This is a genomic window from Microbispora oryzae (assembly GCF_017896165.1).
Taxonomy (GTDB): Bacteria; Actinomycetota; Actinomycetes; order Streptosporangiales; family Streptosporangiaceae; genus Microbispora; species Microbispora oryzae.
This window is the reverse complement of sequence record NZ_JAFCNB010000020.1, coordinates 14,537-41,165: the sequence shown is the minus strand read 5'-3', so window position 1 is coordinate 41,165 and position 26,629 is coordinate 14,537. Positions and strand designations below refer to the sequence as shown.

24 protein-coding genes and 2 pseudogenes are annotated in these 26,629 nt (G+C 69.2%); 14 read left to right on the top strand and 12 right to left on the bottom strand.

Going from position 1 to position 26,629, the window contains the following annotated elements; translation table 11 throughout:
- Positions 1-12: 12 nt before the first annotated feature.
- Complete coding sequence (locus JOL79_RS27285) at positions 13-2,844, top strand: ATP-binding protein (protein WP_210158764.1); 2,832 nt, start codon at positions 13-15, stop codon at positions 2,842-2,844.
- 521 nt (positions 2,845-3,365) lie between these two features.
- Positions 3,366-3,728 carry a MerR family transcriptional regulator gene (locus JOL79_RS27280; protein WP_210158763.1) on the top strand — a complete coding sequence of 121 codons (363 nt, stop codon included), beginning with the start codon at positions 3,366-3,368 and terminating at the stop codon, positions 3,726-3,728.
- 131 nt (positions 3,729-3,859) lie between these two features.
- On the opposite strand, the gene JOL79_RS35895 is transcribed toward JOL79_RS27280, so the two are convergent.
- Positions 3,860-4,249, bottom strand: a complete 390-nt coding sequence (locus JOL79_RS35895) for a hypothetical protein (protein ID WP_210158762.1) — start codon at positions 4,247-4,249, stop codon at positions 3,860-3,862.
- Between the two features lie 440 nt (positions 4,250-4,689).
- On the opposite strand from JOL79_RS35895, the gene JOL79_RS27270 reads away from it, so the two are divergent.
- Complete coding sequence (locus JOL79_RS27270; protein ID WP_210158761.1) at positions 4,690-4,893, top strand: cold-shock protein; 204 nt, start codon at positions 4,690-4,692, stop codon at positions 4,891-4,893.
- Positions 4,894-5,041: 148 nt separating this feature from the next.
- Here JOL79_RS27270 and JOL79_RS27265 read toward each other — a convergent pair whose 3' ends face one another.
- The 3 genes from JOL79_RS27265 to JOL79_RS27255 form a co-directional block, all read right to left on the bottom strand.
- Entirely contained in the window at positions 5,042-5,269 is a 228-nt protein-coding gene (locus tag JOL79_RS27265) for a hypothetical protein (RefSeq protein WP_210158760.1), read from the bottom strand.
- Between the two features lie 115 nt (positions 5,270-5,384).
- Entirely contained in the window at positions 5,385-6,623 is a 1,239-nt protein-coding gene (locus JOL79_RS35635) for a cellulose binding domain-containing protein (protein WP_210158759.1), read from the bottom strand.
- A gap of 288 nt (positions 6,624-6,911) precedes the next feature.
- Positions 6,912-8,039 carry a PaaX family transcriptional regulator C-terminal domain-containing protein gene (locus JOL79_RS27255; RefSeq protein ID WP_230985582.1) on the bottom strand — a complete coding sequence of 376 codons (1,128 nt, stop codon included), beginning with the start codon at positions 8,037-8,039 and terminating at the stop codon, positions 6,912-6,914.
- Positions 8,040-8,075: 36 nt separating this feature from the next.
- Between JOL79_RS27255 and JOL79_RS34560 the strand changes: the two genes are divergently transcribed.
- The 3 genes from JOL79_RS34560 (at position 8,076) to efeB (ending at position 10,781) form a co-directional block, all read left to right on the top strand.
- On the top strand, positions 8,076-8,231 hold the full coding sequence (locus JOL79_RS34560) for a hypothetical protein (RefSeq protein WP_230985581.1): 156 nt from the start codon (positions 8,076-8,078) through the stop codon (positions 8,229-8,231).
- Positions 8,232-8,382: 151 nt separating this feature from the next.
- Positions 8,383-9,582 (top strand): EfeM/EfeO family lipoprotein, encoded by a 1,200-nt coding sequence (locus JOL79_RS27250; protein WP_210158757.1) that lies wholly within the window; start codon positions 8,383-8,385, stop codon positions 9,580-9,582.
- Positions 9,579-10,781 (top strand): iron uptake transporter deferrochelatase/peroxidase subunit, encoded by a 1,203-nt coding sequence (gene efeB / locus JOL79_RS27245; protein WP_210158756.1) that lies wholly within the window; start codon positions 9,579-9,581, stop codon positions 10,779-10,781. The genes JOL79_RS27250 and efeB overlap by 4 nt, the downstream gene beginning before the upstream one ends.
- A gap of 74 nt (positions 10,782-10,855) precedes the next feature.
- Here efeB and JOL79_RS27240 read toward each other — a convergent pair whose 3' ends face one another.
- Positions 10,856-14,098, bottom strand: a complete 3,243-nt coding sequence (locus JOL79_RS27240) for a metallophosphoesterase (RefSeq protein WP_210158755.1) — start codon at positions 14,096-14,098, stop codon at positions 10,856-10,858.
- Between the two features lie 101 nt (positions 14,099-14,199).
- Between JOL79_RS27240 and JOL79_RS27235 the strand changes: the two genes are divergently transcribed.
- The 3 genes from JOL79_RS27235 (at position 14,200) to JOL79_RS27225 (ending at position 16,276) form a co-directional block, all read left to right on the top strand.
- Positions 14,200-14,418 carry a hypothetical protein gene (locus JOL79_RS27235; RefSeq protein WP_210158754.1) on the top strand — a complete coding sequence of 73 codons (219 nt, stop codon included), beginning with the start codon at positions 14,200-14,202 and terminating at the stop codon, positions 14,416-14,418.
- Between the two features lie 50 nt (positions 14,419-14,468).
- A complete protein-coding gene (locus JOL79_RS27230) occupies positions 14,469-15,212 on the top strand; it encodes an SDR family NAD(P)-dependent oxidoreductase (protein ID WP_210158753.1) in 744 nt (247 codons plus the stop codon).
- A gap of 110 nt (positions 15,213-15,322) precedes the next feature.
- Positions 15,323-16,276 carry an RNA polymerase sigma-70 factor gene (locus tag JOL79_RS27225; protein WP_210158752.1) on the top strand — a complete coding sequence of 318 codons (954 nt, stop codon included), beginning with the start codon at positions 15,323-15,325 and terminating at the stop codon, positions 16,274-16,276.
- A 7-nt stretch (positions 16,277-16,283) separates the two neighbouring features.
- Here JOL79_RS27225 and JOL79_RS27220 read toward each other — a convergent pair whose 3' ends face one another.
- Both JOL79_RS27220 and JOL79_RS27215 read right to left on the bottom strand, forming a co-directional pair.
- Positions 16,284-16,775 (bottom strand): NADPH-dependent F420 reductase, encoded by a 492-nt coding sequence (locus JOL79_RS27220; RefSeq protein ID WP_210158751.1) that lies wholly within the window; start codon positions 16,773-16,775, stop codon positions 16,284-16,286.
- Positions 16,776-16,802: 27 nt separating this feature from the next.
- Positions 16,803-17,537, bottom strand: a complete 735-nt coding sequence (locus JOL79_RS27215; protein ID WP_210158750.1) for an SDR family NAD(P)-dependent oxidoreductase — start codon at positions 17,535-17,537, stop codon at positions 16,803-16,805.
- A gap of 144 nt (positions 17,538-17,681) precedes the next feature.
- Here JOL79_RS27215 and JOL79_RS27210 point away from each other — a divergent pair, with 144 nt between their 5' ends.
- Positions 17,682-18,323: a TetR/AcrR family transcriptional regulator gene (locus JOL79_RS27210; protein ID WP_210158749.1), complete on the top strand. Its 642-nt coding sequence runs from the start codon at positions 17,682-17,684 to the stop codon at positions 18,321-18,323.
- A gap of 328 nt (positions 18,324-18,651) precedes the next feature.
- On the opposite strand, the gene JOL79_RS27205 is transcribed toward JOL79_RS27210, so the two are convergent.
- Positions 18,652-19,563 carry a LysR family transcriptional regulator gene (locus tag JOL79_RS27205; protein WP_210158748.1) on the bottom strand — a complete coding sequence of 304 codons (912 nt, stop codon included), beginning with the start codon at positions 19,561-19,563 and terminating at the stop codon, positions 18,652-18,654.
- A gap of 291 nt (positions 19,564-19,854) precedes the next feature.
- On the opposite strand from JOL79_RS27205, the gene JOL79_RS27200 reads away from it, so the two are divergent.
- A complete protein-coding gene (locus JOL79_RS27200) occupies positions 19,855-20,478 on the top strand; it encodes an NADPH-dependent F420 reductase (RefSeq protein ID WP_210158747.1) in 624 nt (207 codons plus the stop codon).
- Between the two features lie 52 nt (positions 20,479-20,530).
- Positions 20,531-21,472 carry an SDR family oxidoreductase gene (locus tag JOL79_RS27195; protein ID WP_210158746.1) on the top strand — a complete coding sequence of 314 codons (942 nt, stop codon included), beginning with the start codon at positions 20,531-20,533 and terminating at the stop codon, positions 21,470-21,472.
- Between the two features lie 169 nt (positions 21,473-21,641).
- Here JOL79_RS27195 and JOL79_RS27190 read toward each other — a convergent pair whose 3' ends face one another.
- From JOL79_RS27190 to JOL79_RS27180, 4 genes and pseudogenes are all read right to left on the bottom strand, one after another.
- Positions 21,642-23,018, bottom strand: coding sequence for an FtsX-like permease family protein (locus JOL79_RS27190; RefSeq protein ID WP_230985589.1), 1,377 nt, complete (start codon positions 23,016-23,018; stop codon positions 21,642-21,644).
- 124 nt (positions 23,019-23,142) lie between these two features.
- Positions 23,143-23,277: pseudogene (locus tag JOL79_RS35630) on the bottom strand (FtsX-like permease family protein); the annotation flags it as partial.
- Between the two features lie 234 nt (positions 23,278-23,511).
- A pseudogene (locus JOL79_RS34555) lies at positions 23,512-24,054 on the bottom strand (ABC transporter permease); the annotation flags it as partial.
- Positions 24,054-24,755 carry an ABC transporter ATP-binding protein gene (locus JOL79_RS27180; protein ID WP_210158743.1) on the bottom strand — a complete coding sequence of 234 codons (702 nt, stop codon included), beginning with the start codon at positions 24,753-24,755 and terminating at the stop codon, positions 24,054-24,056. The gene JOL79_RS27180 and the pseudogene JOL79_RS34555, both read right to left, overlap by 1 nt.
- An 87-nt stretch (positions 24,756-24,842) precedes the next feature.
- Here JOL79_RS27180 and JOL79_RS27175 point away from each other — a divergent pair, with 87 nt between their 5' ends.
- Together JOL79_RS27175 and JOL79_RS27170 are read left to right on the top strand one after the other, a co-directional pair.
- Positions 24,843-25,538 carry a response regulator transcription factor gene (locus tag JOL79_RS27175; protein WP_210158742.1) on the top strand — a complete coding sequence of 232 codons (696 nt, stop codon included), beginning with the start codon at positions 24,843-24,845 and terminating at the stop codon, positions 25,536-25,538.
- A 10-nt stretch (positions 25,539-25,548) separates the two neighbouring features.
- A complete protein-coding gene (locus JOL79_RS27170) occupies positions 25,549-26,625 on the top strand; it encodes a sensor histidine kinase (RefSeq protein ID WP_307848756.1) in 1,077 nt (358 codons plus the stop codon).
- Positions 26,626-26,629: the final 4 nt, after the last annotated feature.

Genomic DNA, 26,629 nt, shown 5'->3' with positions numbered 1-26,629 from the left:
TCCCCTTCGACGATGCGTGCGCACACGTGCCGGGGCCGGATGTGGTTCGACCGGGAGGCGGCACCAGGAGACTATGTCACCATGTCCAGCGCATCCGCTAAATCAGCCCTTTTCGGGCGAGAGTCGGAGGTCGCCCAGCTCTCCGGCCTCCTCCTCGGACTTCGCGCCGGAGGCAGTTCGCTGGTCGTACGCGGCGAGGCCGGCATCGGCAAGTCCGCACTGCTGACCGCGGCCGCGGACGCGGGCCGGGACGCCGGGCTGCGGGTGCTGTCCACGGCCGGCACGCAGGCCGAGTTCCATCTCCCGTACGCGGGGCTGCACCGCCTGCTGCATCCCGCCCGGCTTGACGACGGGTCGCTGCCCGATCCGCAGCGGCGTGCACTGGCGGCCGCGCTGGGGCTCATCGACGCTCCCGTCCCGGATCTGTACCTGGTCGCGCTCGCCACGCTCAACCTGCTGGTGGAGGCGGCGAGCCGGAATCCGCTGCTGGTGCTCATCGATGACGGCCAGTGGCTCGACCCGCCCACCGCCGGGGTGCTGTCCTTCGTCGCCCGGCGGCTGGAAGCCGAGCCGGTGGCGCTGCTCGCCACGCTGCGCGACGGCGTGCCCTGCGCGCTGGCCGAGGCCGGGCTGCCCGAGCTGGTGCTGCGGCCGCTGCCGGACGCGGCTGCCGCGCGCCTGCTCGACGCGCGCGCCCCCGGCATGGATCCGCGGACCCGGCGGCGGCTGCTCGACGAGGGCGCCGGCAATCCGCTCGCGCTGGTGGAACTGACCGGCGAATGGCGCGACCAGGGGACCGGCCTGCTCTCCTCGCCGTGGCTGCCGCTGACCGAGCGGCTGGAGCGCGCCTTCGGCGCCCGGCTGGGCGATCTGCCCGCCGCCACGCGAGCCCTGCTGCTCGTCGCGGCCCTCGACGACGGCACCGCGCTGGAGGAGGTGATCGCGGCCGCAGCCGTGCTCACCGCCGGGCCCGTCGCGCACCACGACCTGGCGCCGGGGATTCGCGCCGGGCTGATCGAGCCGGACGCCGCCCGCATCCGCTTCAGGCACCCGCTCATGCGCTCGGCGATCTATCAGGCCGCGACGCTGCCGCAGCGCCGCGCGGGCCATGCCGCGCTCGCCGAGGCGCTCACCCGGCAGAATGGCGAACGCGCCGCCGACCGCCGGATCTGGCACCGCGCGTCCGCCGCCGCCCGGCCCGACGAGGAGATCGCGGCCGAGCTGGACACCATGGCCGCCCGCGTCGCGCAGCGCGGCGCCCCGACCGAGGCGGTGACCGCGCTGGAGCAGGCGGCCAAGCTCACCGAGGACGCCGGCCGGCGGGCCGACCGGCTGCTCCGGGCGGCGGACCAGGCCGTCGAGCTGGGTGGCCGCGACGTCGTCGTGCGGCTGCTGCGCCAGACCGAGCTGCTGCCGCTCACGTCCCGGCAGCAGGCGCGGCTGCGGTGGATCCGGGGCACCCTCGACGACGGTTCGGACGGCCGGGCGACCGGCCCGCAGGTGCTCGCCGCCCTCGCCGAGTCGGTCGCCGCCGAGGGCCGGCCCGAGGAGGCGCTACGCATCCTGTGGAGCGCCGCGCTGCAGTGCTTCTGGATCGAGCCGGGCGCCGAGGCGCGTCACCGGATCGTCGCGGCCGCGGAGAGCCTGCCGGTGCCGGCCACGAACCCGCTGCTGCTGGCGATCCTCGCGTACGCCGCGCCGCTCGACCGCGGCGCCGTGGTCGTCGACGGGCTGCGGGAGCTGGCCTCGCGGCCCGTCATCGACCCGCAGGCGGCCCGGCTGCTGGGCTCCGCGGCCGTACTCGTCGGGGCGTTCGAGCAGGTGGAGAGCTTCTCCGCGGCGGCGCTGCCCGGGCTGCGCGCCCAGGGGCGGCTCTACCTGCTCACCCGCTCCCTCGCCCAGCAGGCGTGGAGCGCGGTGCACCGGACCAACCTGAACGTGGCGATCCCGGCGGCCGAGGAGGCGGCCCGGCTCGCCCTCGAGACGGACCAGCCGCAGATGTACGGCACCGCCGTGTCCACCCAGGCCATGCTCGCGGCGCTGCGCGGCGAACCCGACCGCGCTCGGGAGCTCTCGGCGCGGGCCGAGGCGATGAGCGTCGCCGCCGGGGTGCGGCCGGTGCTCGCCACCGTGCAGATGGCCCGCGGCCTGGCGGCGCTGAGTGAAGGCCGGCACGCGGAGGCGTACGAGCACCTGCGCCGTCTGCACGACCCCGCCGATCCGGCGTACCAGCTCGCGTTGCGCTGCTACGTGGTGGCCGCCTTCGCCGACGCCGCCGCCGGGAGCGGTAACGCCGGCGCGGCGCGGGCGGTGCTGCGCGAGCTTGAGGAGGTGGCGCGGAAGACGCCCGCGCCCGCGCTGCACGTGGGCCTGCCGCTCGCCCGGGCACTGCTCGCCGACCCGGCGGACGCAGAGGCCCGGTTCGCCGACGCGCTCGCCGCCGACCACGCCCGCTGGCCGTTCGCCCGGGCCTACGTGCAGGTGGCCTACGGCGAGTGGCTGCTGGACCAGGGCGACCCCGGCACGGCCCGGCCGCTGCTGCGCACCGCCCGCGACACGTTCGACGCGCTGGGCGTCGTGCCGTGGAGCGACCGGGCCCGGCGCGGGCTACGCGCCTGCGGGGAGGCCAGCGCCGACCGGGTCCTGACGGCGCGCGACAAGCTCACCCCAGTGGAGCTGCACATCGCCCGGCTCGCCGCCGAGGGCCTGTCCGACGAGGAGATCGGCGAGCAGGTCTACCTGTCGCGCCGGACTGTCGGCGCCCACCTGGCGCAACTGCTGCCCAAGCTCGGCGTCGGCTCCCGGGCGGACCTGCCCGGCCTCCGCCGGGACCGGGCGGACTGACCCGCGCCGGTCCACCGACGTCGCCGCCTGAGCTTCTCCTACGGCCGGGATCGAAAATCTGTAGCGGCGGGAGTAGACATCCATGGTAGGCGGGGATAATCTTTCTCGCATCGCAAGGAACGAATCCGCCGGGTAGCGCAGGAAGAACCAGCAGCACGATGAACTGCCCGGCACGTTGGATGAAGTTAGGCAGAAGGTCCGATGTGATGGGCCGGCGGAGTGGTATGAGGCCCTGAGCGTGGACGCGCTGCCGCAGGTGAAGCGAGAGTTCGGAATGTAGGAGAGGGGAGGTTGACGCCATCAGGATCGCCCGCTGCCGGCGTGGTTCTCGCCGCTCGGGTACCGCAGTTCCACAGATAGGAAGGTGGTCTACGGTCACACATCCGCGATCCCCGCGTCGCCGCACAGTACGGCTGATGCGGAAAACGGTAGTCCGGCCGATGGCCGGTAGATGGTGTTGAACCTCTTTGGGGCCCCGGTGCGACGCGTGCCGGGGCCCCCTGTCGTGATGAAAGGCCCGTATGGATCCAACTCACTCAACCGCCGGCCCTGCCACGCCCAAGAACGACAAAGCCGGTGACAGGTTCGATGATGAGGACTACCCCGCCTACAGCATGGGCGCGGCCGCGGAGATGCTCGGCGTGACCGCGGCGTTCCTGCGGGCCCTGGGTACCGCCAAGCTGATCGAGCCACAACGCTCCGGCGGCGGACACCGACGTTACTCCCGCTACCAGCTGCGCCTGGCCGCCCGGGCCCGGGAACTGGTCGACCAGGGCACGCCGCTGGAAGCCGCCTGCCGCATCATCATCTTGGAAGACCAACTGGCCGAAGCCATGCGCATCAACGCCGAACTCCGGCAGGCCCGCGCATCAGAAACTCAGTAGTGCCCGCGCGGTGACAGCACCGCCGCCGCCTTGGCCCACGGGAGCACCGAACCCATCGACCGGGCGCGCGAACGGTGATCAAGTGCCTTGGCCTCGGCCTGCGGCCGAGGCCAAGGGCTCCAGGGACCAGCTCACCCAGACATCGAGCACTCCCAGCCGACCCGCTGCGCGATCGCCCGCGCGCCCCTAGCCTCGGGCTTTCGCGGCGTATTTGAGCGAGCTTGATCGTTTACATGAGAAAAGTGCCTTTGAGCTGCAATGCCAGTGAGTTCAGGCGTTTGTGCTGGTGGTAGAGCCCTTCTACTTACTTTGATCTTGTATGCGAGGCGCCGGGCCGGCTTCTGTTCGCTGGCCTTGGCGACACCGTCGAACGCCGCATCGATGACGGCGTGCGTGCCGCACTCGATCAGCGCGAGCAGTCGCACCTGCGGGCTACCGCCCTGAGTGACGCCGAACGCAGCGGCGTTGGCCGGGGTGTCGGCCGCGTCCAGCCCGGTCCCATCCCAGGCCACCAGCCGCAACCCGAAGGCCCGCCGTACGAACCGAAACGCCTACGGCTTCGCCTGTTCGCCGTCACCGCCCGCCTGGTCCGCGGCGGACGACGCCTACGCCTGCGCATTGCCGCGTCCTGGCCCTGGGCCGGCCAGGGTCACCGCCGTCACCCGGCTCCAGGCGCTCCCGGCACCGACCTGATCCACGGCCGCGATTTCACACTCCAGCCGAACCACTCAGTCAGCCACCGGATGGGCGTGAAGGATCGAGGCTAGGTGTCCTTCACCCGGCGCGGGTGCTATCGTCTACTGAGTTGCAGTTGTGGTACCCATGAAACTTGTGTGCGCCTGACGGGATGTGACCTTCAGGCGCATTTTTGTTTTTCCGGCCATTTCCGGAGGGGCCTCACCCGGCGACGCGGAATCCGCGCAGTGCGGATTTCGGCTCGGCCCCTACAAAGGAGACTGACATGGCTGTCGGAACCGTGAAGTGGTTCAACGCGGAAAAGGGCTTCGGCTTCATCGAGCAGGACGGCGGCGGCGCCGACGTCTTCGCCCACTACTCGAACATCGCCGCCCAGGGCTACCGCGAGCTGCAGGAGGGCCAGAGGGTGTCGTTCGACATCACCCAGGGTCAGAAGGGACCGCAGGCCGAGAACATCGTTCCCGCCTGACCTAGGCCCGCATCATGAGTCGGGGCCCGCGCCTTTCAGGCGCGGGCCCCGACTCATGTCCTGGTGAACACTTGATCAGGCCGCCATCGCGGCGGGTGGGCACCGGACCGAGCGCCGCGCCGCACGCTTGCCCTGCGGCGCAGCGGTCTCAGAGCTTGTAGAGCTTGTTGAACGGGGTCGTGATGCGTTCCTGCCGCGATCCGAAATCGACGAACACGGCGACCCCGTCCTCCACACCGATGACGACACCAAGGCCGTACCGATCGTGGCTCACCTGGTCGTTCATGCTGAACCGCTCGACAGGCGCGGCGGGGGGCGGGGGTTTGAAGGGACTTGTGGGCAGGTGACGACGGTGTTCGCCGCTGGCTGGCTTCATCGCTTCCAGTATGTGCCGCCCGCGAGACCGCTCGCAACGTGCTGCGCTCTCTGTTACCGCCCCTTCGTCTCCGGTCGCCTCCGAGCGCGGCGGGCCCTGCCCACATCGGTTGGTTTCAGGTGGCGGTGCAGGTGACAGTGGCTCCGGCGCCGGTTCCGCTGCCCTGGAAGCCGAGGCTGGCGCTCTGTCCGGCCGACAGCCGCCCGTTGTAGCTCTGGTTGGTGACGGTCACGGTACCGCTGGTGCCGGAGTTGACGCCGTTCCACATGGACGTGATCGTGGCTCCGGCGGGCAGGGTGAGAGCGACCCTCCAGCCGTTGATCGCGGTGCCGCCCGCGGTGACGTTGATGGCGGCGACGAACCCGCCGGCCCACTGGTCCTGCACCGAGTAGGTCGCCGAGCAGCCCCCGATCCCGCCGCCGCTGGGTGACGGAGAGGGGGACGGGCTGCCGCTGGGCGACGGGGAAGGGGACGGGCTGCCGCTGGGTGACGGGGACGGCGACGGGCCGCCGTCGAGCGTGAGGTTCTTCTGCTGGACCTGCCACTGGGTGTTGCACAGGCCGCAGGCGGTGCCCACGAAGTTGGCGCCGGCCGTCGTGTCGCCCTTCAGCCGCCAATTGAGGTAGAGCACCGCCACGCGGCCGAACTCGCCGCCGTTGGTCTGGCTGTAGGTGCCGCCGTGTCCGACGTTCAGATTGCCCATGAACGCGGGCAGGCCCGCCGGTAACTTGCCCCAGTCGTCGATGGCGTTCGGGTACGCGATGTCGCTGGGCCCGCCGATGAAGTAGGCGATCGGCTTCGTCAACCGGCGGAGCTGGTAGTCGTCGGAGTCGTTCAGCAACCCGCTGCTGAAGATGGTGGTCGTGGTGATACGTGGGTCGTCGGAGACGGCGTAGGCCTCCAGTCCCCCGCAGGAGTAGCCCCCTACAGCGATCTTGCTGGTGTCGAGCCTGCCGTAGTATTTGCCGCCCTGGCGGCTGTTCTCCGCGACCGCCCAGTCGATGGACTGAGTGAGCATCTGGGACGTCGTCGAGCCGGAGCCGTTCGGGCTGCCACTGGCGATGGCCAGGAACCCGTGCGAGGCGATCTCGCGGAGGAAGTTGACCTGCGACGTGCCGTTGGCCGAGCACCCTCCGTTGCCCCATACGAAAATGGGGAGTTTCTCGGCGGGGAGGGTTCCGGGCCGGTAGATGGTGTGATTGGGCAAGCCGGTGGAGGTCTCGTAATCGGCCGGGTAGGGGCCTGAGCCGCCGACCGCGGCGGCGGCCGACGGCGAGGTGAGCGCCACCATTCCAGCGCAGAGCGGGACGACCGCGGCTGCCAGTGCCGCCTTGATGATCGAGCGTTTTCTCATTTCGCCCTCCGAAGGTGTCACGACGGCGCTCTGTGTCAGATGTGGCATGCGCTGCGCACGCCGACGGAGCCCGCGAGTCGCGCTCCTGTCAGGCGGAACGAGCCGATGTGAGCAATGTGCAGTTACTATCACTGCGGTGATAAAAAGTGTCAATCAACCGCACATGCCGAGTTGAGCGGCGCGCGCAGCCTGGAAACGCCCCTGCGCTGGGGCACGAGACGCGCCCCGGGCGGCCGGGCAGTCGTCCGAGTCAGTGAAACTTTCTCGCCACCGGTCCCCGGCGGGACGTCACCGGCGACCGCGCCGCGCAGGGACCGACACGCCGTTCTCCGATGCCTGGAAGTGGGTGATCCAGGACGCGGCGTCCGGCCAGTACGGTGTCGCCACCTGGATGAGCCGCGCCTCTGCGAGCGAGCCGAGAGCGGAATGGATCTCCAGCATGAGGTCCCTGGCAGCCTGGCAGGGCCACGGTGCCGGCAGGAGGTGCTCGGGGAGGTTCGGGTCGATGTCCGGAAACTTCCGCCAGGAATCCATGACCGAGGTCCGGGCCACCAGCGCCCGAGTCGCGTCGATCTCACGGTTACGGACGGCCACCCGCAGGTCCGAGTACCGCGCGATGAAATCCTCGTAAGCCGAGGCGAGGCCGGCCAGATCGTAGGCGGCGGCCGGACCGTGCGGGCCGGCCTCCTCGTCGAACCGGGCGCGCATCACCGACCATCGGCTACCGACGACGTCGTCCAGGACGTCGTGCAGAGCCTGGGTGACCGGACCGGAATCGGATCCGGGCCGGATCCACACGCTGTCGTACAGCCGCGCGAAACCCAGCGACCCCAGAGCCTTGCGGACCGCGTGCCGTGGAGCCTGACCAGACTGGGGGACGGAGAAGGAGACGGTCACCCAGTCGCCGGTCCACCGCGGCGGGCGTGCGCCGAAGCTCAGGAAATGATCCATCCGGGAACGGTGCCTGGCGATCGCCTGAGGCGTGAGGTGGTACACGGGCGGCCGTCGAGATCCCCGTACGGCGATCAGGCCACGCTTGGTCAGCCGGGACAACGCGGCCCGCGCGCTCGACTCGGTGATGCCGAACTCCCTGAGTATCGCGACCACCGCCACCGAGGGAAGGTCGGCGTCCGAGGAGTCGAGGTACTCACCGAGCAAGGTCGCGAGCAGGTGCTGCGGGGTGGGGCCGGCCTGCGCCCGTGGGGCTCCGACATCGTCCGAAGGCACGTGGAGACTCACGTCATCAGCTTGCCGCACGACGCTTGTCGCTGAGGCCGTGACCTGGCTGTCCCAGGTGTCGCAGTCGAGGGTCAGGTCGCCGACGACTCGGTGCCGGTAGTGCTTGGTCCCGTAGCCGGCCGAGTTGACTCGGTGCTCGGCCCACCAGGTGCGGAAATTGTTGTCCAGCAGGGACAACTCGCCGACGAGCTGGGCCAGGTCCGGTTCGCCCCCGTGCCGCTGATCGGCCGGCGCCCGCTGCTGATGATCGTCGGCACCCGTGCGGTCACCTCCTGGATGAGCGTCGAGGTGATCCAGAAGGCGGTCGGCCCCAAGGAGGTCTTCTGGGTCGACGGCGCCAGCCACGTCGACAAGCGAGGTGATCGGTGACATCTTCGGCGTGTCCGGCCGCGAGCTGCCGGCCGCGCTCATCGCCACCCTGCCCCGCGGGGAGAACAGAAGAACACCAGATGATGGCTGCCTGAACTTGCCGCTACGCGCCACGTATGCACCCTGATGTGCCATACCTTGCGACTAGCCTGTGCTTGCCCTTTTTGTGGTGATCTACCTGGAGCTGATCGTGGATATAAGGCGGCCGGGCGTGGTGCTTGTGGCGTCGCTCTTCCTCACGGCCGGATGCTCGACAGCAGGTTCCGATGAACATGCCTCGCCGCCCACGCCTCCGACGGTCCAGATCTCCGCGAGCCACTGCGGCGAGGGCTGGACAAATCCGCAGGCCGGTCCGCAGACCATCATGGTCACCAACACCGGGAACGTCACCTCGGGGGTCGACCTCGTCGACGTGCCCAGGGGCGCCGTACACGCCGAACTGGAGGGACTGGCCCCGGGGGTGACCCGGCCCCTGAGGGTCAGCCTGGCCCAGGGGACGTACGCCATCCGGTGCGACGTAGACGAGCAGAACGTGATCGTCGGGCCATCCGTCACGGTGGTAGGGAACGCCCCCGGTGGACCGGCGACGGTCCCGATCTCCTCCAACGACCTGTTAGCCCCGGCGCGGGCGTACACCGAGTATGTGACCGGCGGGCTGAAGACTCTGCTGGCCAAAACAGAAGTGCTGACCCAGGCGGTGGACAAGGGGGATCTGGCCGCCGCCAGGAAGGCATGGCTGCCCGCCCACCTGGCCTACGAGAGCCTCGGCTCCGCCTACGGCACCTTCGGCGACTTCGACGGCGCGATCAACGGATCTCCCGCGGGCCTGCCCGGCGGCGTCCACGACACGAACTTCACCGGCATGCACCGGGTCGAATACGGCCTGTGGCACAACGAGTCCACCAAGACGCTGCGCCCGATCGTCGACCAGCTGTACCGGGACGTCAAGGCGCTGTGCGACGACTTCCCCGCCCAGCGGCTCGACCCGGCAGACCTCCCGCTGCGCGCGCACGAGATCCTGGAGCGCACCCTCCAGTTCGAGCTGTCCGGACGATCCGACCAGGGCAGCGGCACCACGCTGGCCACCGCGGCAGCCAACCTCCAGGGCACGCGCGAGACCCTCGCCGTGCTGCGTCCGCTGCTCGAGAGCCGCTATCCCCGGCTGAAGCAGGTTGCCGCACACCTGGACGAGTTGGACGCGCTGCTCGCAGCGCAGAAGCACGGCACCACCTGGACACCGGTCGACCGGCTGGACCCCCGAGTCCGTCAAACCATCAACGGCACGGCCGGTGGGCTGCTGGAAGAGCTCGCCCCGGTCGCCGAAATCCTCTTCCCGAGGCGCACACGATGAGCGGCTACAACCGTAGGAAGTTCCTGGCCGGAGCGCTGGCCACCGGCATCGCCGGCACCGTCGCCCGTACCGCGGCACCGGCCGGTGCCGACGCGGGCGCACCGCCGTTGCCCGCCTTCCACGGCCCGCACCAGGCAGGGATCCTCAACCCTCCCCGGCGCAGGACGGTCGTCGCCGCCTTCGACGTCATCGCCGACGGCAAGGACGAACTGAAGGAGCTGTTCCGCACGCTCACCGACCGGGCGCGCACCCTGACGACCGGCGGCGTCCCGCCGGAGTTGGGCATCACCGCGCCGCCCGCCGACTCCGGGATCCTCGGGCCGGACGTGCCCGCCGCGGCCCTGACCGTCACGCTCGGCCTCGGCGCGTCCCTCTTCGACGACCGGTACGGCCTGGCCTCCCGCAAACCGGCCGGCCTGGTCCAGATGCCGGTGTTCCCCAACGACGACCTGGATCCGGCCTGGTGCCACGGCGACCTCAGCCTGCAACTGGAGGCCGACGACGACGACACCATCCTGCACGCCTTCCGCGACATCGCCCGGCACACCCGGGACGCGATGCAGATCCGCTGGCGGATGAACGGGTTCGTCAACCCGCCGCGGCCGAGCGGCGCACCGCGCAACCTCATGGGCTTCAAGGACGGCATCTCCAATCCCGACACCAAGGACGCCGCCGAGATGGACCGGCTCGTGTGGGTACGGGATGAGAAACCGGAGACGGCCTGGGCCACGGGCGGCAGCTACGTCGCCTTCCGGTTGATCCGGATGCTGGTGGAGTTCTGGGACCGGGTGGGGCTGAGCGAGCAGGAACAGATGTTCGGCCGGACCAAGGACACCGGCGCCCCGCTGGACGGCGCCCACGAGCAAGACGTTCCCCGATACGAACTCGACCCGGCAGGCAAGGCGATTCCCATCACCAGCCACATCCGGCTGGCGAACCCGCGCAACGCCGTGACTGATGACAGCCGCATCCTGCGCCGCAGCTTCAACTACGACCGAGGTGTGGACGACCTCGGTAACCTCGACGTCGGGCTGCTCTTCACCAGCTACCAACAGGATCTGCACCGCCAGTTCGAGGCGGTCCAGATGCGCCTGGTGGATGAGCCGCTGGTCGACTACATCTCGCCGTTCGGCGGCGGCTACTTCTTCGTGGTCCCCGGCGTGCCGGACGCATCCAAACTTTACGCCCAAATGTTCTAAGGGCTTGCTGATTCCGGCCCGAAAGAGTAGGGCCGGCCAAAGCCGGCCGGCCCTACCCGATCAGTCGACCACGGTCAGAGTCCGAAAGTCTCACACCGCTTGCCGACATTGGTGTTGTTGCCGCCACCCGCGTGCGCCGCGTCCGAGCCGGCGCCGCAGTCGATGGTGTCGTTGCCACCGGCGGTCGTGACGGTGTCCACGCCCCCGCCGGCGTTGACCGTGTTGTTGCCGCCGCCGGCGTTGATCGTGTCGTCGCCGTCACCGGTGGTGATCTGGTCGTTCCCCGAGGCGGTGATCACCGTGTTGTCGCCAGCGCTGGCGCGGACCACGTTGTTGCCGCCGCCCGCGTCGATCCAGTCGTCGCCGCCGGTCGTGGTGATCTGGTCGTTGCCGCTGCCCGTGATGACGCAGTCGCTGCCGCCGTCGCCGGTGACCGTGTCGTTGCCGCCCCGGCCGATGATCAGGTCGTCGGCGGCGGTGCCGAAGATCTGGTTGTTGCCGGTCGTGGCGACGATGACGTTCTGGATCGCGATGCCGGCGCACGCGGTCTCGGGAATGCCGTCCGCACGGACGTTGACGGTGCCGGTCCGCTGGATGCCGGTCAGCCCGGTGACCTTGTCGTTGGCCGACGCCTCGGTGTAGCTGACGGATCCGCCCTTGCCGACGGTCAGCGTGATCGGCGTGCCGTTCACGCTGACCGTGACGATCGCCTGCTCGCCATCGACCGTTGTGATCGTGCTGGTCTTCCCGGAACCGGTGAGCTCGTAGAAGCCCTGTCCCAGCGCGATCGTTGCGCCGCTACCGACCAACTGGAACTTCGCGGGGCCGGAGCCGGAGCCGACGTTCACCAGTACCCCTGAGGAGTTGTGGGCATCCGAGATCGCGAGCGTGTGACCGTTGCGGCTCACGATCTTGCCCGAGGTGGTGCCGTCCACGAGAGCGTCGGAGAACGTCTCGTTGGTCGGGTTGCTCGCCTGGGAAGTGCCCGGCGGGAACGTCACGTCCACGTCGTTGTCGATGCCGTCGTTGTCCGTGTCGTTGAAGGTCGCCTTCACCACATCGAGCCGCTGGGTCAGCCAGTCGGCGTCGGGACCGGCGGGCAGCTTGGCGATCGCGGCCTCGGCGGCCTTGATCGTCTCAATCGACGGGTGGGCCTCCGCGGCGGCGACCGCTTCCCGGGCGGCCGTGAGGTCCGCAGCCGCGAGGATCGCCTTTACCGCGTTGAGCCGCTGGGTCAGCGCCGCGGCGTCGGGACCGGCGGGCAGCTTGGCGATCGCCGCCTCGGCGGCCTTGATCGTCTCAACCGACGGGTGGGCCTCCGCGGCGGCGACGGCGTTCTGCGCGTCCTCGAGGCCCTCGTCCTCGCCTCCGGCGATGTCGACATCCATCGAGCCGATGATGATGGGCAGGTTGTTGGCCGCGACGATCCGCATGTCGGCGTCGCCGTTCTGGCGGTTACGGAACATCACCTGCGGCATGTCGAGCGTCACGGTCTGCCAGGTGTTCACCTGGCCGGCGGTGATGCTCACCCGAGTAGTGCTCTGGTAGGCCGACCCGGTGGCCGCGGAGTCGTACTGAAGGACGAACGACCCGGCCACCGGAGACCGGTACTCGATGGTCGCCGCGCCGTCGTACGGCCCGCCGTGGATGAATTTGTCGTCGACCACCAGGTAGAGGTTGTTGCCGGTGTTGAAAGTGTTCTTGTCCACCTGCAGCGCCTGGCGGCCGTCGACGGTGATTTCGTGGGCCGGACCGCTCTCGTAGGGCATCCAGTTCAGCCCGTTGGGTTCGCCGGAGAAGTCCATCGACACGTGGGTCACGGTCGGCTTGGGCGGAGCGACATCGATCTTCACCCCGGAGATGGCGAGCGGAAGGTTGGCCGGAGCCGACAGACGCATGTCGGCGTTGCCGTTCTCCCGATTGGTGAACCGGATGTCGGGGATGTCGATCGACGCCGTCCGCCACTGGTTCACCTGGTCCGCGCCGATCGTCACCGGCGTCGACTTCTGGTACGCGGAACCGCTCGTCGCGGAGTCGTACTGGAGAGCGAACGTGCCCGGGACGGGAGAGCGATAGGTGAAGGTGGCCTTAACCGCGTACGGACCGCCGGAGATCGCGTCGTCGTCGACGAACATGTAGAGCTGGTTGGCCCCGCCGAACGTGTTCTTCTGCAGTTGAAGCGCCTTGCGGCCGTCGACCGTGGTCTCTTCGAACGGGCCGTCATCGTAGTTCTTGTACGTCAGCCCGTCAGTCGTGTCGGCTGCGAGGTCGAACGAGACGCTGTACTTGTTGGGGGTCGGGCTCTGCCCGGGATCGGGATTCGGGTCGACCCAGTCGGAGCGCTCGGCCACGTACGCCTTGCCCTGGGCGTCCTTCTTGAGGATGAAGTAGTAGTCGACCTTGTTGGGCAGCGTGACGAACTCGGCCTTCAGGGAGTCCTTGGTGACCGTCAGCCGCATGGCGCCGAATTCCGTGGCCTCCCGGTAGACGCTGCCCGGCGCGGTGCTGAACAGGGGCGTGAGGCCCTCACCGCTGTTACCGGTGATCGCGATGTTATAGCCGTCGGAGGTGACGACGTGCTCCGCGTGGTGGTCGTGGCCGGCCAGGATCAGATCGACGCCCGGCGTCATCAACCACGCTTTGTCCGGGTTGTTGCCCGCCTTGCCGGAGGAGTAGATGGGCTGGTGGCCGCCAGAGACGACCCACGCGGCGGTGCTGCCGTCGACCGTGTTCTTGTACTGGTTGTAGATGGGCGGCTTCGTGGTGCCTGACCCCGAGTTGCAGTTGACGTCCGGGTTGAGGAAGTCGACCAGCCCGTTACCGAACCCGGCCACGAAGGCCACCGGGACCTTGAAGTAGTCCACGCTGGGCTTGACGCTCTCCGGGTTGCAGCCGTTGCCGTAGTCGTGGTTACCCATGATGGGGAAGAACTTGCCCGCGTCGATGTCGGCCTTGTAGGGCGCCTGGGCTTTGACAACCTCCTCGGGGCGACCCTGCTGATAGGTGTTGTCCCCGACGGTCAGGATGGCGGCCGGGTTCCACGAGTGGACCATGTCGGCCACCTGGTTTTCCGAGGCGCAGGCCCGGTCCACACCGCAGCCACCGTAGTCGCCGATCACGGCGAGGACCATCTGGTCCTGTGGCGGTTTGCCGGGGTCCACCGGCGGAGTGATCCGCTCCAGCTCGTCTCCTGCCGCCTGGGCCACCTGGGCGACCCGGGCCGTCTGAGGCGCCGCCTGGGCCACCTGGGGCGCAACCGAGGCGATCACCGCGGCGACCCCCACAAGTGCCACCAACGCCCGCTTCGTGAATAACACGTATCCACCTCTATGGATCTCGCACGGCAATAGTGGCCGAGACACTAGATCACGCATCGGACGAGAAGGTGAAGACGTAACAAATAGGCGCATACGATCGCATGCCACGCATCATTGCGCGGAAAGCGCAGGCCGACGTCGATGAGCGCCTGCGCGGTTGGGCCGAGCGGGACACCACGGCGGCCGAGCGCCGTACTGCAAAAGGAATCGGACTGGCCTCACGCAAAGAAAGCTTCTTGCGCAACAAGAGCATGCGGAGTTCCGGGCCGGTCTCCCAGCGCATGTACGTGAGCGGTGACGGCACGCGAGCCGCCGTGTGAGGTCCGTCACAAGACGTCACAGCCTCAAGGGTCGTTCCGTCTTAGAGCGCATGACGAACACGGAACGCACCTCAGCGCTGATCACCGGAGCCAACAAGGGTCTCGGCCTGGAGACCGCCCGCCGCCTCGGCGCCCTCGGCTGGACGATCTTCCTCGGCTCACGCGACGAGGGCCGCGGACGCGCCGCCGCCGCCGAACTGGCCGCCGCCGGCGCCGACGTGACCCCGGTCCCCCTGGACGTGACCTCCGACGCGTCGGTGGCCGAGGCCGTGCGGCTCGTCCGCGAGCACACCGGCCACCTGGACGTGCTGATCAACAACGCCGGCGCGCCGGGCGGCGTCGTCCCGCCCGCGGACGCCACGGCCGACGACATCCACACGGTCTACGACGTCAACGTCTACGGCGCGGTCCGGGTCACCCACGCCTTCCTGCCCCTGCTCCAGGCCGCCGAGCACCCGCGGGTGGTGATGGTCTCCAGCGGCGGGGGCTCCTTCGCCGTCGTCACGGACCCCGGCCAGCCCGTCTCGAAGATGCACGAGCTGGCCTACAGCTCCTCGAAGGCGGCCCTGAACATGATCACCGTCCGGTACGCCCAGGCGCTCCCCCACATCAAGTTCAACGTCGCCACCCCCGGCGAGACCGCCAACCACAAGTTCGCCGCCACCGACATGAACCACCACACCGGGCAGCTCACGGTCACCGAGGGCACCGACTCGATCGTCAAGCTGGCCACCGTCGGCCCCGACGGCCCGACCGGCGTCTTCGTCGACCGCCTCGGCCCGATCGGATGGTGACCCCCATGCTCCGCCGCGCCGGCCCCCCTCGTTTCGAGGAGGGCCGGCCATGCGGCTACCCTGCTGGGCGTCGCACGGAAGCACTCGAGAACGAGAAGGTGAGCCCCGGTATGCGAGCCGGTGGGACCGACGCCCTGCCCGCGCCGGAGGAACCGGACGTGACCGGTTACCGGCCGCTGCTGTTCTCCATCGCCTACGGGATGACCGGATCCGTGGGCGACGCCGAGGACATCGTGCAGGACACCTTCCTCGGCCTGACCCGCGCGCGCAATGCGGGCACCGTGATCAACGATCCGAAGGCGTACCTGACGACCGCGGTGACGCGGCTGGGGATCGACCACCTGCGCTCGGCGCGGGTGCGACGGGAGACGTACGTGGGCGAATGGTTGCCCGAGCCGGTCGTCGCGCACGCCGGCGATCCGGGCCCGGCCGAGCACGCCGAGCTGGCCGACTCGCTGTCGATGGCGTTCCTCGTACTGCTGGAGACCCTCTCGCCGGTGGAGCGGGCGGTGCTCATGCTGCGCGAGGTGTTCGGGTACGGCTACCAGGACGTCGCGCTGATCATTGGCAAGTCCGAGGTGAACTGCCGCCAGATCCTCGCCCGTGCCAGGCAGCGCATCGCCGCCGGACGGCAGGCGCGCGACAACGTCCCGGCCCCGGCGCGGCGGGCCCAGGGCGAGGAACTCGCCCGCAGGTTCTTTGAGGTGGCCGGAGGCGGCGACCTGGACGCGCTGCTCGGCATGCTCGCGCCGGACGTGGTGCTGCACGGCGACGGCGGCGGCAAGGCCCAGTCGCTGGCCAGACCGGCGGCCGGGGCGTCGCGCGTCGGCAGGATGCTGGTCGCGGGGCTGCGCCGGGTCCTTGCCCTCGGCGTCGTCGTACGAACGGCCTGGATCAACGGCCGCCCGGGCGCGGTGATGTACGACGCGGAGGGACGCGTGGCCGCCGTGGTCGAGCTCGACGTCGCCGACGGCGTCGTCCAGGCGATCCACTCAGTCGTCAACCCCGACAAACTCACCCACCTCGGCCCCGTCTCCGACGTAGCCCTCCTCCCCCGGAAGTAGGCCCCGCTCAGTAGGAGGCGGCGGTGGGGCCAGGTGGGCTTGCCTTGGCCTGCGCGTTATCGCCAGCGATGAAGACGTCGGGCCGACCCTTCTGCAGGACATGACGGAAGATGGTGTTGAACGCCTTCACCACGCTGGCGCTGGCCGGGGCCGCCTTGGCGACTTCCTGCGCGATCGAGGTCTCCTCGCGGTGGGCCAGCCCGTCGAACGTGGAATTGAAGGGATTGCTGATGTCGACGATGACCTTGCCCGCGAGAGCGCTTCCGTACTGGGCGACGACCGGCACGACACCGTCGTACAACAGGGCCACGATGACGATGTCCCCGGCCGGGGCGGTGCCCCATTCTCCCGTCGTGGCGCCGCCGCCGAGAGCCTTGGCCAGGTCAGCGGCCTTGGCCTGATCGCGGCCCATGACCTCGACGGTGTTGCCCCCTGCTACCGCCCGCGCGCCGATGGTGCGGGCCATATTCCCGGTGCCGATGATGCTGATGTTGCTCATGAGATGTCCTGCCCTGGTTGCGCGTTTTCAGATGGCGGTGGTGCCGCCGTCGACGACGAGTTCCATGCCGTTGACGTAGCTGGAATCGTCGGAGGCGAGGAAGAGAGCGGCGGTGGCGATTTCGTCGGGGCGGCCCATCTGGCCGCGAGGGATGAGGGACTCGAACTGGCGCTTGGTCGCCTCGTCAAAGAGCTCTTCCTGCTTGGCAGTGGCGACCTGGCCGGGGGTCAGGACGTTGACGCGGATGCGGCGGTCCTTGAGCTCGTTGAGCCAGACGCGGGCCCAGGCCTGCTGGACGGCCTTGCTGCCGGCGTAGACACTCCAGCCGGGGAAGGCTCCGAGGGAGGCGTTGGAGCCGGTCATGAGGATGGAGCCGCCGTCGTTGAAGAGCGGAAGGGCCTTCTGGACAGTGAACAGGGTGCCGCGGGCGTTGAGCCCGAACCAGGTGTCGAACTGGGCCTCGGTGATCTCGCCGAGCGGGGCGGGCTCGCCCCCTCCGGCGCTGGCCCACAGCACGTCGAGGCTTCCCTTCTCCCGCTTGACGGTGTCGTACAGGCGGTCCAGGTCGTCCAGGTCGGCGGCGTCGCCCTGGACGCCGGTGACGTTGCGGCCGATCTGCTTCACGGCCTCGTCCAGGGCCTCCTGGCGGCGGCCGGTGATGAAGACGTGCGCTCCCTCGTCGACGAACAGCTTCGCGCCGGCCAGCGCCATGCCGGTGGTGCCGCCGGTGATGACCGCGACCTTGCCGTCAAGCTTTCCCATAGTCGCTTCCTTCGGTCGGTGGTGCCGTGCGCACCAGGGATGCCGATGTTATGTACACCGATCCGTGTGCTTACGGTACGGCGTGGGCTGCCGGGACGCAAGCTATGTACACCGGCCGTTACCCACCCGGCGTACCATGGACCCATGACGGAGTTGGAGAAGGGCCCCAAGGGCCGCCGCCGGGGGCGGGGCGCCCGCGAGCGCATCCTCAGCGCGTCCCAGCAGCTGTTCCGCGAGCAGGGCATCAACCGCACCGGCATGGACCAGTTGTGCGCGGCGGCCCAGGTGTCCAAGCGCACGGCCTACCAGCACTTCACCGGCAAGGACGAACTCGTCGCCGAGTACCTGCGCCGGTTCGACCCCTCCGTTCTGTCCGGCGTGTTCGACCGCACCGACCTCACGCCCCGCGAACGGCTCCTCGCCGCCTTCGACATCCCCCCCCCCACCCCCCTGTGCCCCTACATCGGCGCCGCCGTCGAACTCCACGACCCCGAGCACCCCGCATCCCAATACGCACGCGACTACAAGAAAGCCGTCGCCGCGCGGCTCGCCGACACCGCGCGCGAAGCCGGCGCCGCCGACCCTGAACAGCTCGGCGAGCAGCTCGCGCTGCTCATCGACGGCGCCGCGGCCCGCACCCGGGTCCTCAACGCCGACGCCTTCCCCACCGCCGCCGCCATCGCCGCCGTCCTCATCGACAACGCCATCCCCACGTCATCTCCTCGGCAGCCCAGCGATGACCGCGGAACCACCGGGTCTGCTCCCGTTCCGGTGGGAGGCCGATGACGGCCCGATCACGCCTCGTCGACCGGAAGACGACGTCGAGTTCGGCGCGGCCGGCGGCGAACGCGCCAACGCCCAGCTCAACTACCGGCGCATCCTGCACAGAGTCCGCGTCAGCCCACACGGGGTCGAACGACTCGCCAAAGTCATCCGCGTGCTGGAGAACTACGGAGGAACCGTAGGATGAAAAAGGTTCTTTCATTACTGCAGTGGCTGCCGCGCGGCGATGTCGATTATCGCTGTACGCGAACGTAGCCTCCGCTGTCGCACTTCAATGCCTTCGCCTTCGCTGAGGCGCCCCTGTTGGCTCTGATGTTGCCGGTCGAACTGATCAACCGTGTTGAGTAGCGGCACCGCTGGCCAGCCGCCACATTTCATCGTTCCCGCATTCCGCGGTGATCTCGGCCGTCGCGTGAGCTGCGGCGAGGAAGTCGTCGACCACCGGTGAGGTGCGCGATGCCGCCACCGCGAGGCACACCTGGTCGGGCGCCAGATCTGTGACGGGCACATAGCTGACTTCCGGGTGTGAGTAGAACACGGCTGTCGAACGGGCCAGGAACGAGATGCCCCGGCCGGCCGCGACATGTTCGAGCGTCTCGTCCACCCCGCGCACCAGGTATCCGGCGTTGGGGTGCGGGCGCTTGGTGGGCTGTGTGCTTGTGTCGGGATGCCAGAGCAGCGGCTCGCCGGCCAGGTCGGCCTCGGTGATCTGTTCCCTGCCGGCGAATCGGTGGCCGGCGGGCAGCACCGCCACCCGCGGCTCGGTGTACAGCGGGGTGACACGCAGGCCGGTCTCGTCGATGGGCAGCCGCACATAGCCGACGTCGATGCGGCCGTCGAGCAGCATCGCGGCCTGGTCGTCGGACTCGATCCGCTGCACGTCCACGATCACGTCCGGGTGCCGGATGGCGAACTCCCGTACCGCCGCGGTGGCCGTGATGCCCGCGCGGAAGCCCACCATCAGTCGCCGGCTGCCGCGCGCGGCCACGGTCACCCGGCGGCGGACCGCGTCTGCGGAGGCCAGCAGCGGGCCGGCGTCGGTCAGCAATTGCCTGCCGGCGTCGGTCAGCGCCACGCCGTGGCTGTCCCTGATCAGCAGCGGGGCGCCAAGATCCTGTTCCAGCGCGCGGATCTGCCTGCTGAGCACCGGCTGTGCGATGTGCAGGTCATCGGCGGCGCGGCCGAAGTGCAGCCGGTCGGCGACGGCGACGAAGTAGCGCAACTTGCGCAGGTCCAGATCCATGGAGTCCCCCGGTACGGCGATGCCTCCAGGGTATCGCCATCGCTGAAATAGGTCTTGGACACCCGCTCAGACCAATGAAATCCTCAATAGGCACCCGGCGGGCCGGAGCGAATCCGGAACAATAATTCGACATCGGGGCTTTAAAGTAGGTTCCGAGATTTTGAATTAGCCCGCCCTGAATTGGTTCAGGCCCGTCGCGTCATTCGAAGGCGCCGACGACACAACCGTTGACAACAACGTGGTGGGCGTGGCGTTCTTTCCAGATGTTCCACTCCAGAAAGCAGGCACTCCATGAGCAGCATCAGCATTATCGGCCTGGGGGGTATGGGCCGCGCCGTTGGCGCCCGCGCGGTCGAGGGCGGCCACGCCGTCGAGGTCGTCGGTCGCGACGCGGCCAAGGCCAAGGACCTGGCCGCCGCGCTCGGCGGCGGCGCCACGGCCGGGACATTCGGCACCGCCCCAGCCGGCGACATCGTCATCCTCGCCGTGCCGAACGCCAGCGCGGTGCCGGTCGTCGCCCAGTACGGGGACGCACTTGCCGGCAAGATCATCATCGACATCACCAACCCCATGACAACCGACGCCACCGGGCTGACCACCCCTGACGGCACTTCCGCCGCGCAGGAGATCGCCAAGGTCGCCCCGGCGAGCGCGCACGTCGTGAAGGCGTTCAACACCGTCTTCGGCCACGTCATGGCCCTGGGACGCCCATTGGACGTGCTCTTCGCCGGCGACGACGCGCGGGCCAAGGCACGCGTATCGGCGTTCATCAAGAGCCTCGGGTTGCGCCCCCTGGATGCCGGAGGCCTGGAGATGGCGCACTGGCTGGAAGGGACGGGCCTGCTGATGATCAACCTGGCCCGCCACGGCGTGGGGGACTTCAACTTCGCCCTCGGCGTCAGCACTCTCCCCTGAGCACACCCGCACCACCAGTTCTCGCGCCACCTCACTCATAAGGAACAGCAGAATGCGCGTTTTCGTCACTGGCGGGACCGGCCATTCCGGTTCGTACATCGTCCCCGAGCTCATAGCCGCCGGGCACGAGGTCACCGGCCTGGCCCGGTCGGACACTGCCGCGGCGGCGCTGTCCGCGCTCGGCGCGAAGGTGCGTCGCGGCGACCTCGGGGATCTCGACGGGCTCAAGGAAGCGGCTGCGGACTCCGACGGCGTCATCCACGTCGCGCACCGGCAAGACCTGCTCTTCTCCGGCGGGATCCACGCCGTGGCCGCCGCCGAGATCCCGATCATGCTCGCCTACGGCGAGGCGCTGGCGGGAACCGGAAAGCCGCTGGTCTCGGCTGGGAGCATCGGCTCGCCCGGGCAGGGATTCCTGGGGCGGACGGCCACCGAGGAGGACCCGGCCCTTCCCAGCGGCGATGAGCACAAGGGCACCCTGCGGGCTCGTAACGTCGTGGAAACCACCGTAATCGGCCTCGCCGAGCAGGGCGTGCGGTCTTCAGTCGTGCGGATCGCCAACATCGCGCACAGCACGACCGATCGTGCCGGCTTCCTCCCGACGCTGATCGCGCTCGCGAAGGAGAAGGGCTTCATCGGTTACCCCGGAGACGGCGCGAACCTGTGGAACGCCGTGCACATCCGCGATGTGGCCTCGTTGTTCCGCCTGGCGCTGGAGAAGGGCCCGGCCGGCAAATACTGGCACGCGGTCGACGACGAGGGCATCCCGTTCCGGGAGATCGCCGAGGCTATCGGCAGCCGTCTGGGCCTGCCCGCAGTGAGCGTTCCCGTGGACGAACTGGTGCTGCCGGGATACTTCGGGTTCCTCGCGAACATCGTCACGCAGAGCTACCCGGCGTCCAACCTCGTCACCCGCCGGACCCTCGGCTGGGAACCCGCTCAGCCCCGGCTGCTCGCCGATCTGGACAACGGCCACTACTTCCCCGCCAGCTGACGGCAAGGACCCGAGTCTCGACGAGTCCGGCCACGACCGAGCAAGCCCGCCGAGTCGTCCGATCGTCAAGAAGGGACTCGTCTATGCACCCGAGCATCGACCCGTCGCGTACACAGTGCCGCGCTTGGCCGGTGGTCTTCAGCCGCCGGGCCAAGCGATTGACAGGGGTTCAGTCGAGGGAGAGCCCTGCGGCCGGAGTCACCCGGGCGGCTCGGCGTGCCGGGAGAACAGCGGCGAGGAGTCCGGCCATGCCGGCGATGAGGACGACGACGCCGAGTGAGAGCCAGGGGATTTGCATGCTGGCGTCGCTGAGAGCCCTCGTCACGAACGTCTTGTAGCCGACCCAGGCGAACCCGACGCCGATCACGGTGCCGAGCAGGGTGGCCACCACCGACATCAGCACTGCCTCGGCCGCCAGCATCCGCCGCAGATGCCTGCGGGTGAGCCCGAGCGCGCGCAGCATCGCGTGTTCACGGGCGCGTTCGAGTACGGAGAGCCCCAGGGTGTTCGCGATCCCGATCAGGGCGATCACGACGGCGATGCCGAGCAGGCCGAGCGCTGACCAGGTGTAGATTCCCAGCTGCTGGTCCAGCGACTCCCAGGTCCGCAACCCGTTCTCGATCGTCGCGCCGACGGGATCCGCCAGCTCGTCCAGGTCAGCGCCGAGTCGAGCCGCGTCGGCGTCGGAGGAGGCGCGGATCCAGATGGCGTGCGGCTCGGCGGCGTCGGTGAGCGTCGCCAGCGTCTCGGGCGCGACCACGCCCGCCGGGCCCCAGCCGGTGCCGAAGGCGACCTGCAACCGGGCTCGCCGGTCGCCGACGCGCACCGTGACCCGGTCACCTGGCCGCAGACTCAGGCCCTTGCCGAAGGCCTCGGAATCGATTCTGATCCTCCCCGGCTCGACCCGTGCGAACGCCCCGCCGTCGCGGGCCACTTGCTCCTCGGCCGGCGCGGTGACAACCGGGATCGCTTCGTCGAGCCCGGCCACCCGGGCCACGGCGCCGTCCACGGGAATGGCCCGCTCCACACCGGGAGTGCGACGTACCCGGTCGAGGAGATCAGTGGTGACCTGCCCCTCGGGCGAGGTGAGCGCGACATCGATGGGGTGCTCCCTGCCGATCTGCTCGTCCAACGCCGAACGCCACGTGGCCATCCCGGTGAGCACGGCGGTCGTCAGGGTGACGCCGACCAGCAGTGAGGCAGTGGTGGTGGCGGTCCGCCGCGGATTGCGCACAGCGTTCTTGGTCGCCAGCCGCCCGGCGGGGCCGAGCAGCGCGCCGGTGATCCGGACCAGGCGGGGAACGAGCACCGGCCCGAAGAGGAGTACGCCGGTGAACACCGATCCTCCGGCTGCCACCATCAACGCCGTACTGTCCTGGAGCATCGCCACCCCGAGCAGGGCCAGCCCGGCGACCAGGAGGATCGCAGCGAGCGCCAGCCGCACCACGCCGGTGGCGGTGTGCAGGTCGACCGCGGCATCCGGGCGCAGCGCCGCCAGCGGGCTCACCCGGATCACACGCCGGGTCGGCAACCAGGACGCGACCATGGTGACCACCAGGCCGACGGCGAACCCCCCCGAGGAGCCAGAGCATGGGCAGCTCGGCGGCGCCCATTGGGACGGTGGGCGAGAGGGCGCTGATCAGCGCGATCAGCCCGTAGCCGACGCCGATACCGGCCAGTGTCCCAGTTAGCGACGCGAGCACCCCGACGACGGCCGCCTCTCGGCGTACCGAACGCACCACCTGCCGCCGGGTCGCGCCGATGCAGCGCAGCAGTGCGAAGTCGCGGAGTCGTTGCGCGAACAGGATGGAGAAGGTGTTCGCGATGACCAGTACCGAGACGAAGAGCGCGATTCCGGCGAACAACAGCAGCATCACCGACAAGCTGTCCACCCTGTTCTGGACATAGGTCAGCCGCTCGGCGGCGAACCCCTCCGGCGACTGCGCCTTGGCGCCTGCCGGGAGCTGACCTACCTCCCCGCGCACCGCCACCGCGGTCAGATGGAGGTGGTCGCGCCACTGCAGCAACTGCGGCCAGGTGACGTACATCGAGGCCTGGGCCGGGGGCGAGGGCGACTCCACGAGACCGACCACTCCTACGTCGCGCGCGGCGGCGCCCTCGCCGATCCGAAGCCGGTCACCGACCGCGATATTCGCGGCCAGGGCGAAATACACGTCCACCACCGCCTCCCCCGTGCGTGCTGGGAAGCGCCCCGAGCTGAGCTCCTGCCAGCGCCACTCCTCCAAGGTGGCGATCGGCCCCACGGTCGCTTCGGAGAGCCGCCCGCCGCCCGCGCGCACCGGCAGCGTTGCCCGGCCGGTCGCGGCCGCGTTCTCACCGTGTCGCTCGGTGAATGCGATCGCGGCCTTCGGGTCCAGCTCTGACGATGGCCACCCCGCCGCCGAGACCACGTGGTCGGCATCGCGGTACGGCGCCCCCAGGCCGTCCATGAGACCGCTATACGCCCCGGACGTGAGCACGCCGACCACGACGACGAAGGCGACCGCGACGGCGACGGCGATCGCCGCTGCGACATACCTACGGATGTGGATGCGCAGCGACGCGAGGAAGACGGTACGCATCAGACGATCCGCCCGTCCTGCATGGTGACCACATAGTCGGCGTACGCCGCCGCGTCCCGCTCGTGCGTGACCATCACGACGGTCTGGCCGAGCTCGCGCGCCGACCGGCGCAGGTGATCCAGCACCTCCGCCGACGTGGTGCTGTCCAGGTTTCCGGTGGGCTCGTCGGCGAACAGCAGGTCCGGCTGGGTGACCAGGGCCCGGGCGATCGCGACCCGCTGCTGCTGGCCGCCGGACAGCTCCGCGGGCCGATGGCCGAGCCTGTCGGCCACGCCGAGGATATCGGCGAGCATGCGCGCGCGCTCCCGTGCCGCGTCGCCGATCCGGCGACCGCCCAGCTCAAGCGGGAGCACGATGTTCTCGCCCGCGGTGAGCATCGGCAGCAGGTTGAACGACTGGAACACGAAACCGATGTGCTCGCGGCGGAAGGTCGTGAGCGCGTCGTCATCGAGTGCTCCGAGGTCGGTGCCGGCCACAGTGACGGTGCCGCCGCTGGGTTGGTCGAGTCCAGCCAGGCAGTGCATCAGCGTGGACTTGCCCGACCCGCTCGGCCCCATGATCGCGGTGAACCTGCCTCGGGGCAGGTCGAGGTCGCTGCCCCGCAGGGCATGTACCTGGGTATCGCCGTGGCCGTAGGTCTTGGTCAGGTCCCGCGCGCTGGCGGCCAGATCTTCCTGAGTGGCCTGCTGGGTGGTGGTCATGCCGCCAGTCAAGGCAGCGTGGTGTTGTCAGCACGTATGTGGTTTTCGATATGCCGGCGATATGCTCCGGCTCGTAGTTTCGAGAGCATGCGTGTGTTGATCGTCGAGGACGAGCCCTATTTGGCGGAAGCCATCCGCGACGGCCTGCGCCTGGCGGCGATCGCCGCCGACATCGCCGGTGACGGTGACACCGCCCTGGAACTGCTGAGCATCAACGCCTACGACATCGCCGTCCTCGACCGCGATATCCCCGGCCCTTCCGGCGACGAGATCGCCAAACGCATCGTCGCCACCGGCAGCGGCATGCCCATCCTCATGCTCACCGCTGCCGACCGGCTCGACGACAAGGTCTCCGGGTTCGAACTCGGCGCCGACGACTATCTCACCAAGCCCTTCGAACTCCGAGAACTCGTGCTCCGTCTCAGAGCACTCGACCGCAGGCGCGCCCACAACAGACCACCCATGCGAGAGATCGCAGGGCTGCGTCTGGATCCGTTCCGCCGCGAGGTCTACCGCGACGGCCGCTACGTCGCGCTTACCCGGAAACAGTTCGCCGTGCTAGAAGTCCTGGTCGCTGCCGAAGGCGGCGTCGTCAGCGCCGAAGAACTCTTGGAGCGAGCGTGGGATGAGAACGCCGACCCCTTCACCAACGCCGTGCGCATCACGGTCTCGGCACTGCGCAAACGGCTCGGCGAACCCGGGATCATCTCTACCGTGGCCGGCGTCGGCTACCGTATCGACACAGCACCCGGCACTGGACGTGCGGGAGGGGACCGTGAATAGGGCCTCTGGGTTGAGCGTTCGTCTCAAACTTGCCCTCAGCTATGCCGGGTTCGTCACGCTTGCAGGTGCCTTGGTACTCGCGGCGGTGTGGGTGTTCCTTCGGCATTATTTGTCCAACGGCGTGCTCTTCACCTACAGTCGTTTCGATCCCAACCGGCCCGACCCGCTGCACGCTTTCGCTCCAGTGGCAGCCGCAGTGTTCGCGTTCCTGCTGGTGTTCGGTGTCGCGGGAGGGTGGATTCTCGCCAGCCGCATGCTCACCCCTCTGACTCGCGTCACAGACGCCACACGCAGGGCCGCGAACGGATCACTCTCCCACCGAATCCGGCTCCCGGGCCGCAGAGATGAGTTCCGCGAACTCGCCGACGCCTTCGACACCATGCTCGTACGGCTCGAAGCACACGTCGCCCAACAGCGGAGATTCGCAGCCAACGCCTCCCACGAACTGCGCACCCCACTGGCGATCACGCAAACGCTTCTCGACGTGGCCCGCAAAGATCTGAACCGCGACACCGGCGAACTTGTCGACCGCCTCCACGCCGTCAACACCCGAGCGATCGACCTCACCGAAGCATTGCTCCTGCTCAGCCGCGCCGACCAACGATCGTGCACTCGAGTACACATCGACCTGTCCCTGATAGCGGAAGAAGCCATTGAAACGCTCCTCCCCCTCGCAGAAAAACGCGGCCTCACCATCGAGACCTCCGGCGGCATCACCCCCACCATCGGTTCACACGCGCTCCTGCTGCAGATGACGACGAACCTCGTGCACAACGCGATCGTCCACAACCTGCCTGAACAGGGCACCGTGTGGGTCACGACCACCGTTCACCCCGAGACTGTGGCGCTCACTGTCGAGAACACCGGCGAAAGACTCGCCCCAACATTGGTTTCCACGCTTGTCGAGCCGTTTCAGCGCGGCACCGAACGCATACGCGCCGACCACGCAGGTGTCGGCCTCGGCCTGGCAATCGTCAAAAGCGTCGCCCAAGCACACGACGGAACCCTCACCCTCACCGCCCGTCCCGCCGGCGGGCTCCGCGTCACGGTGCAACTACCCGCCGCACCACCGCACGCCGACAGATGACGAT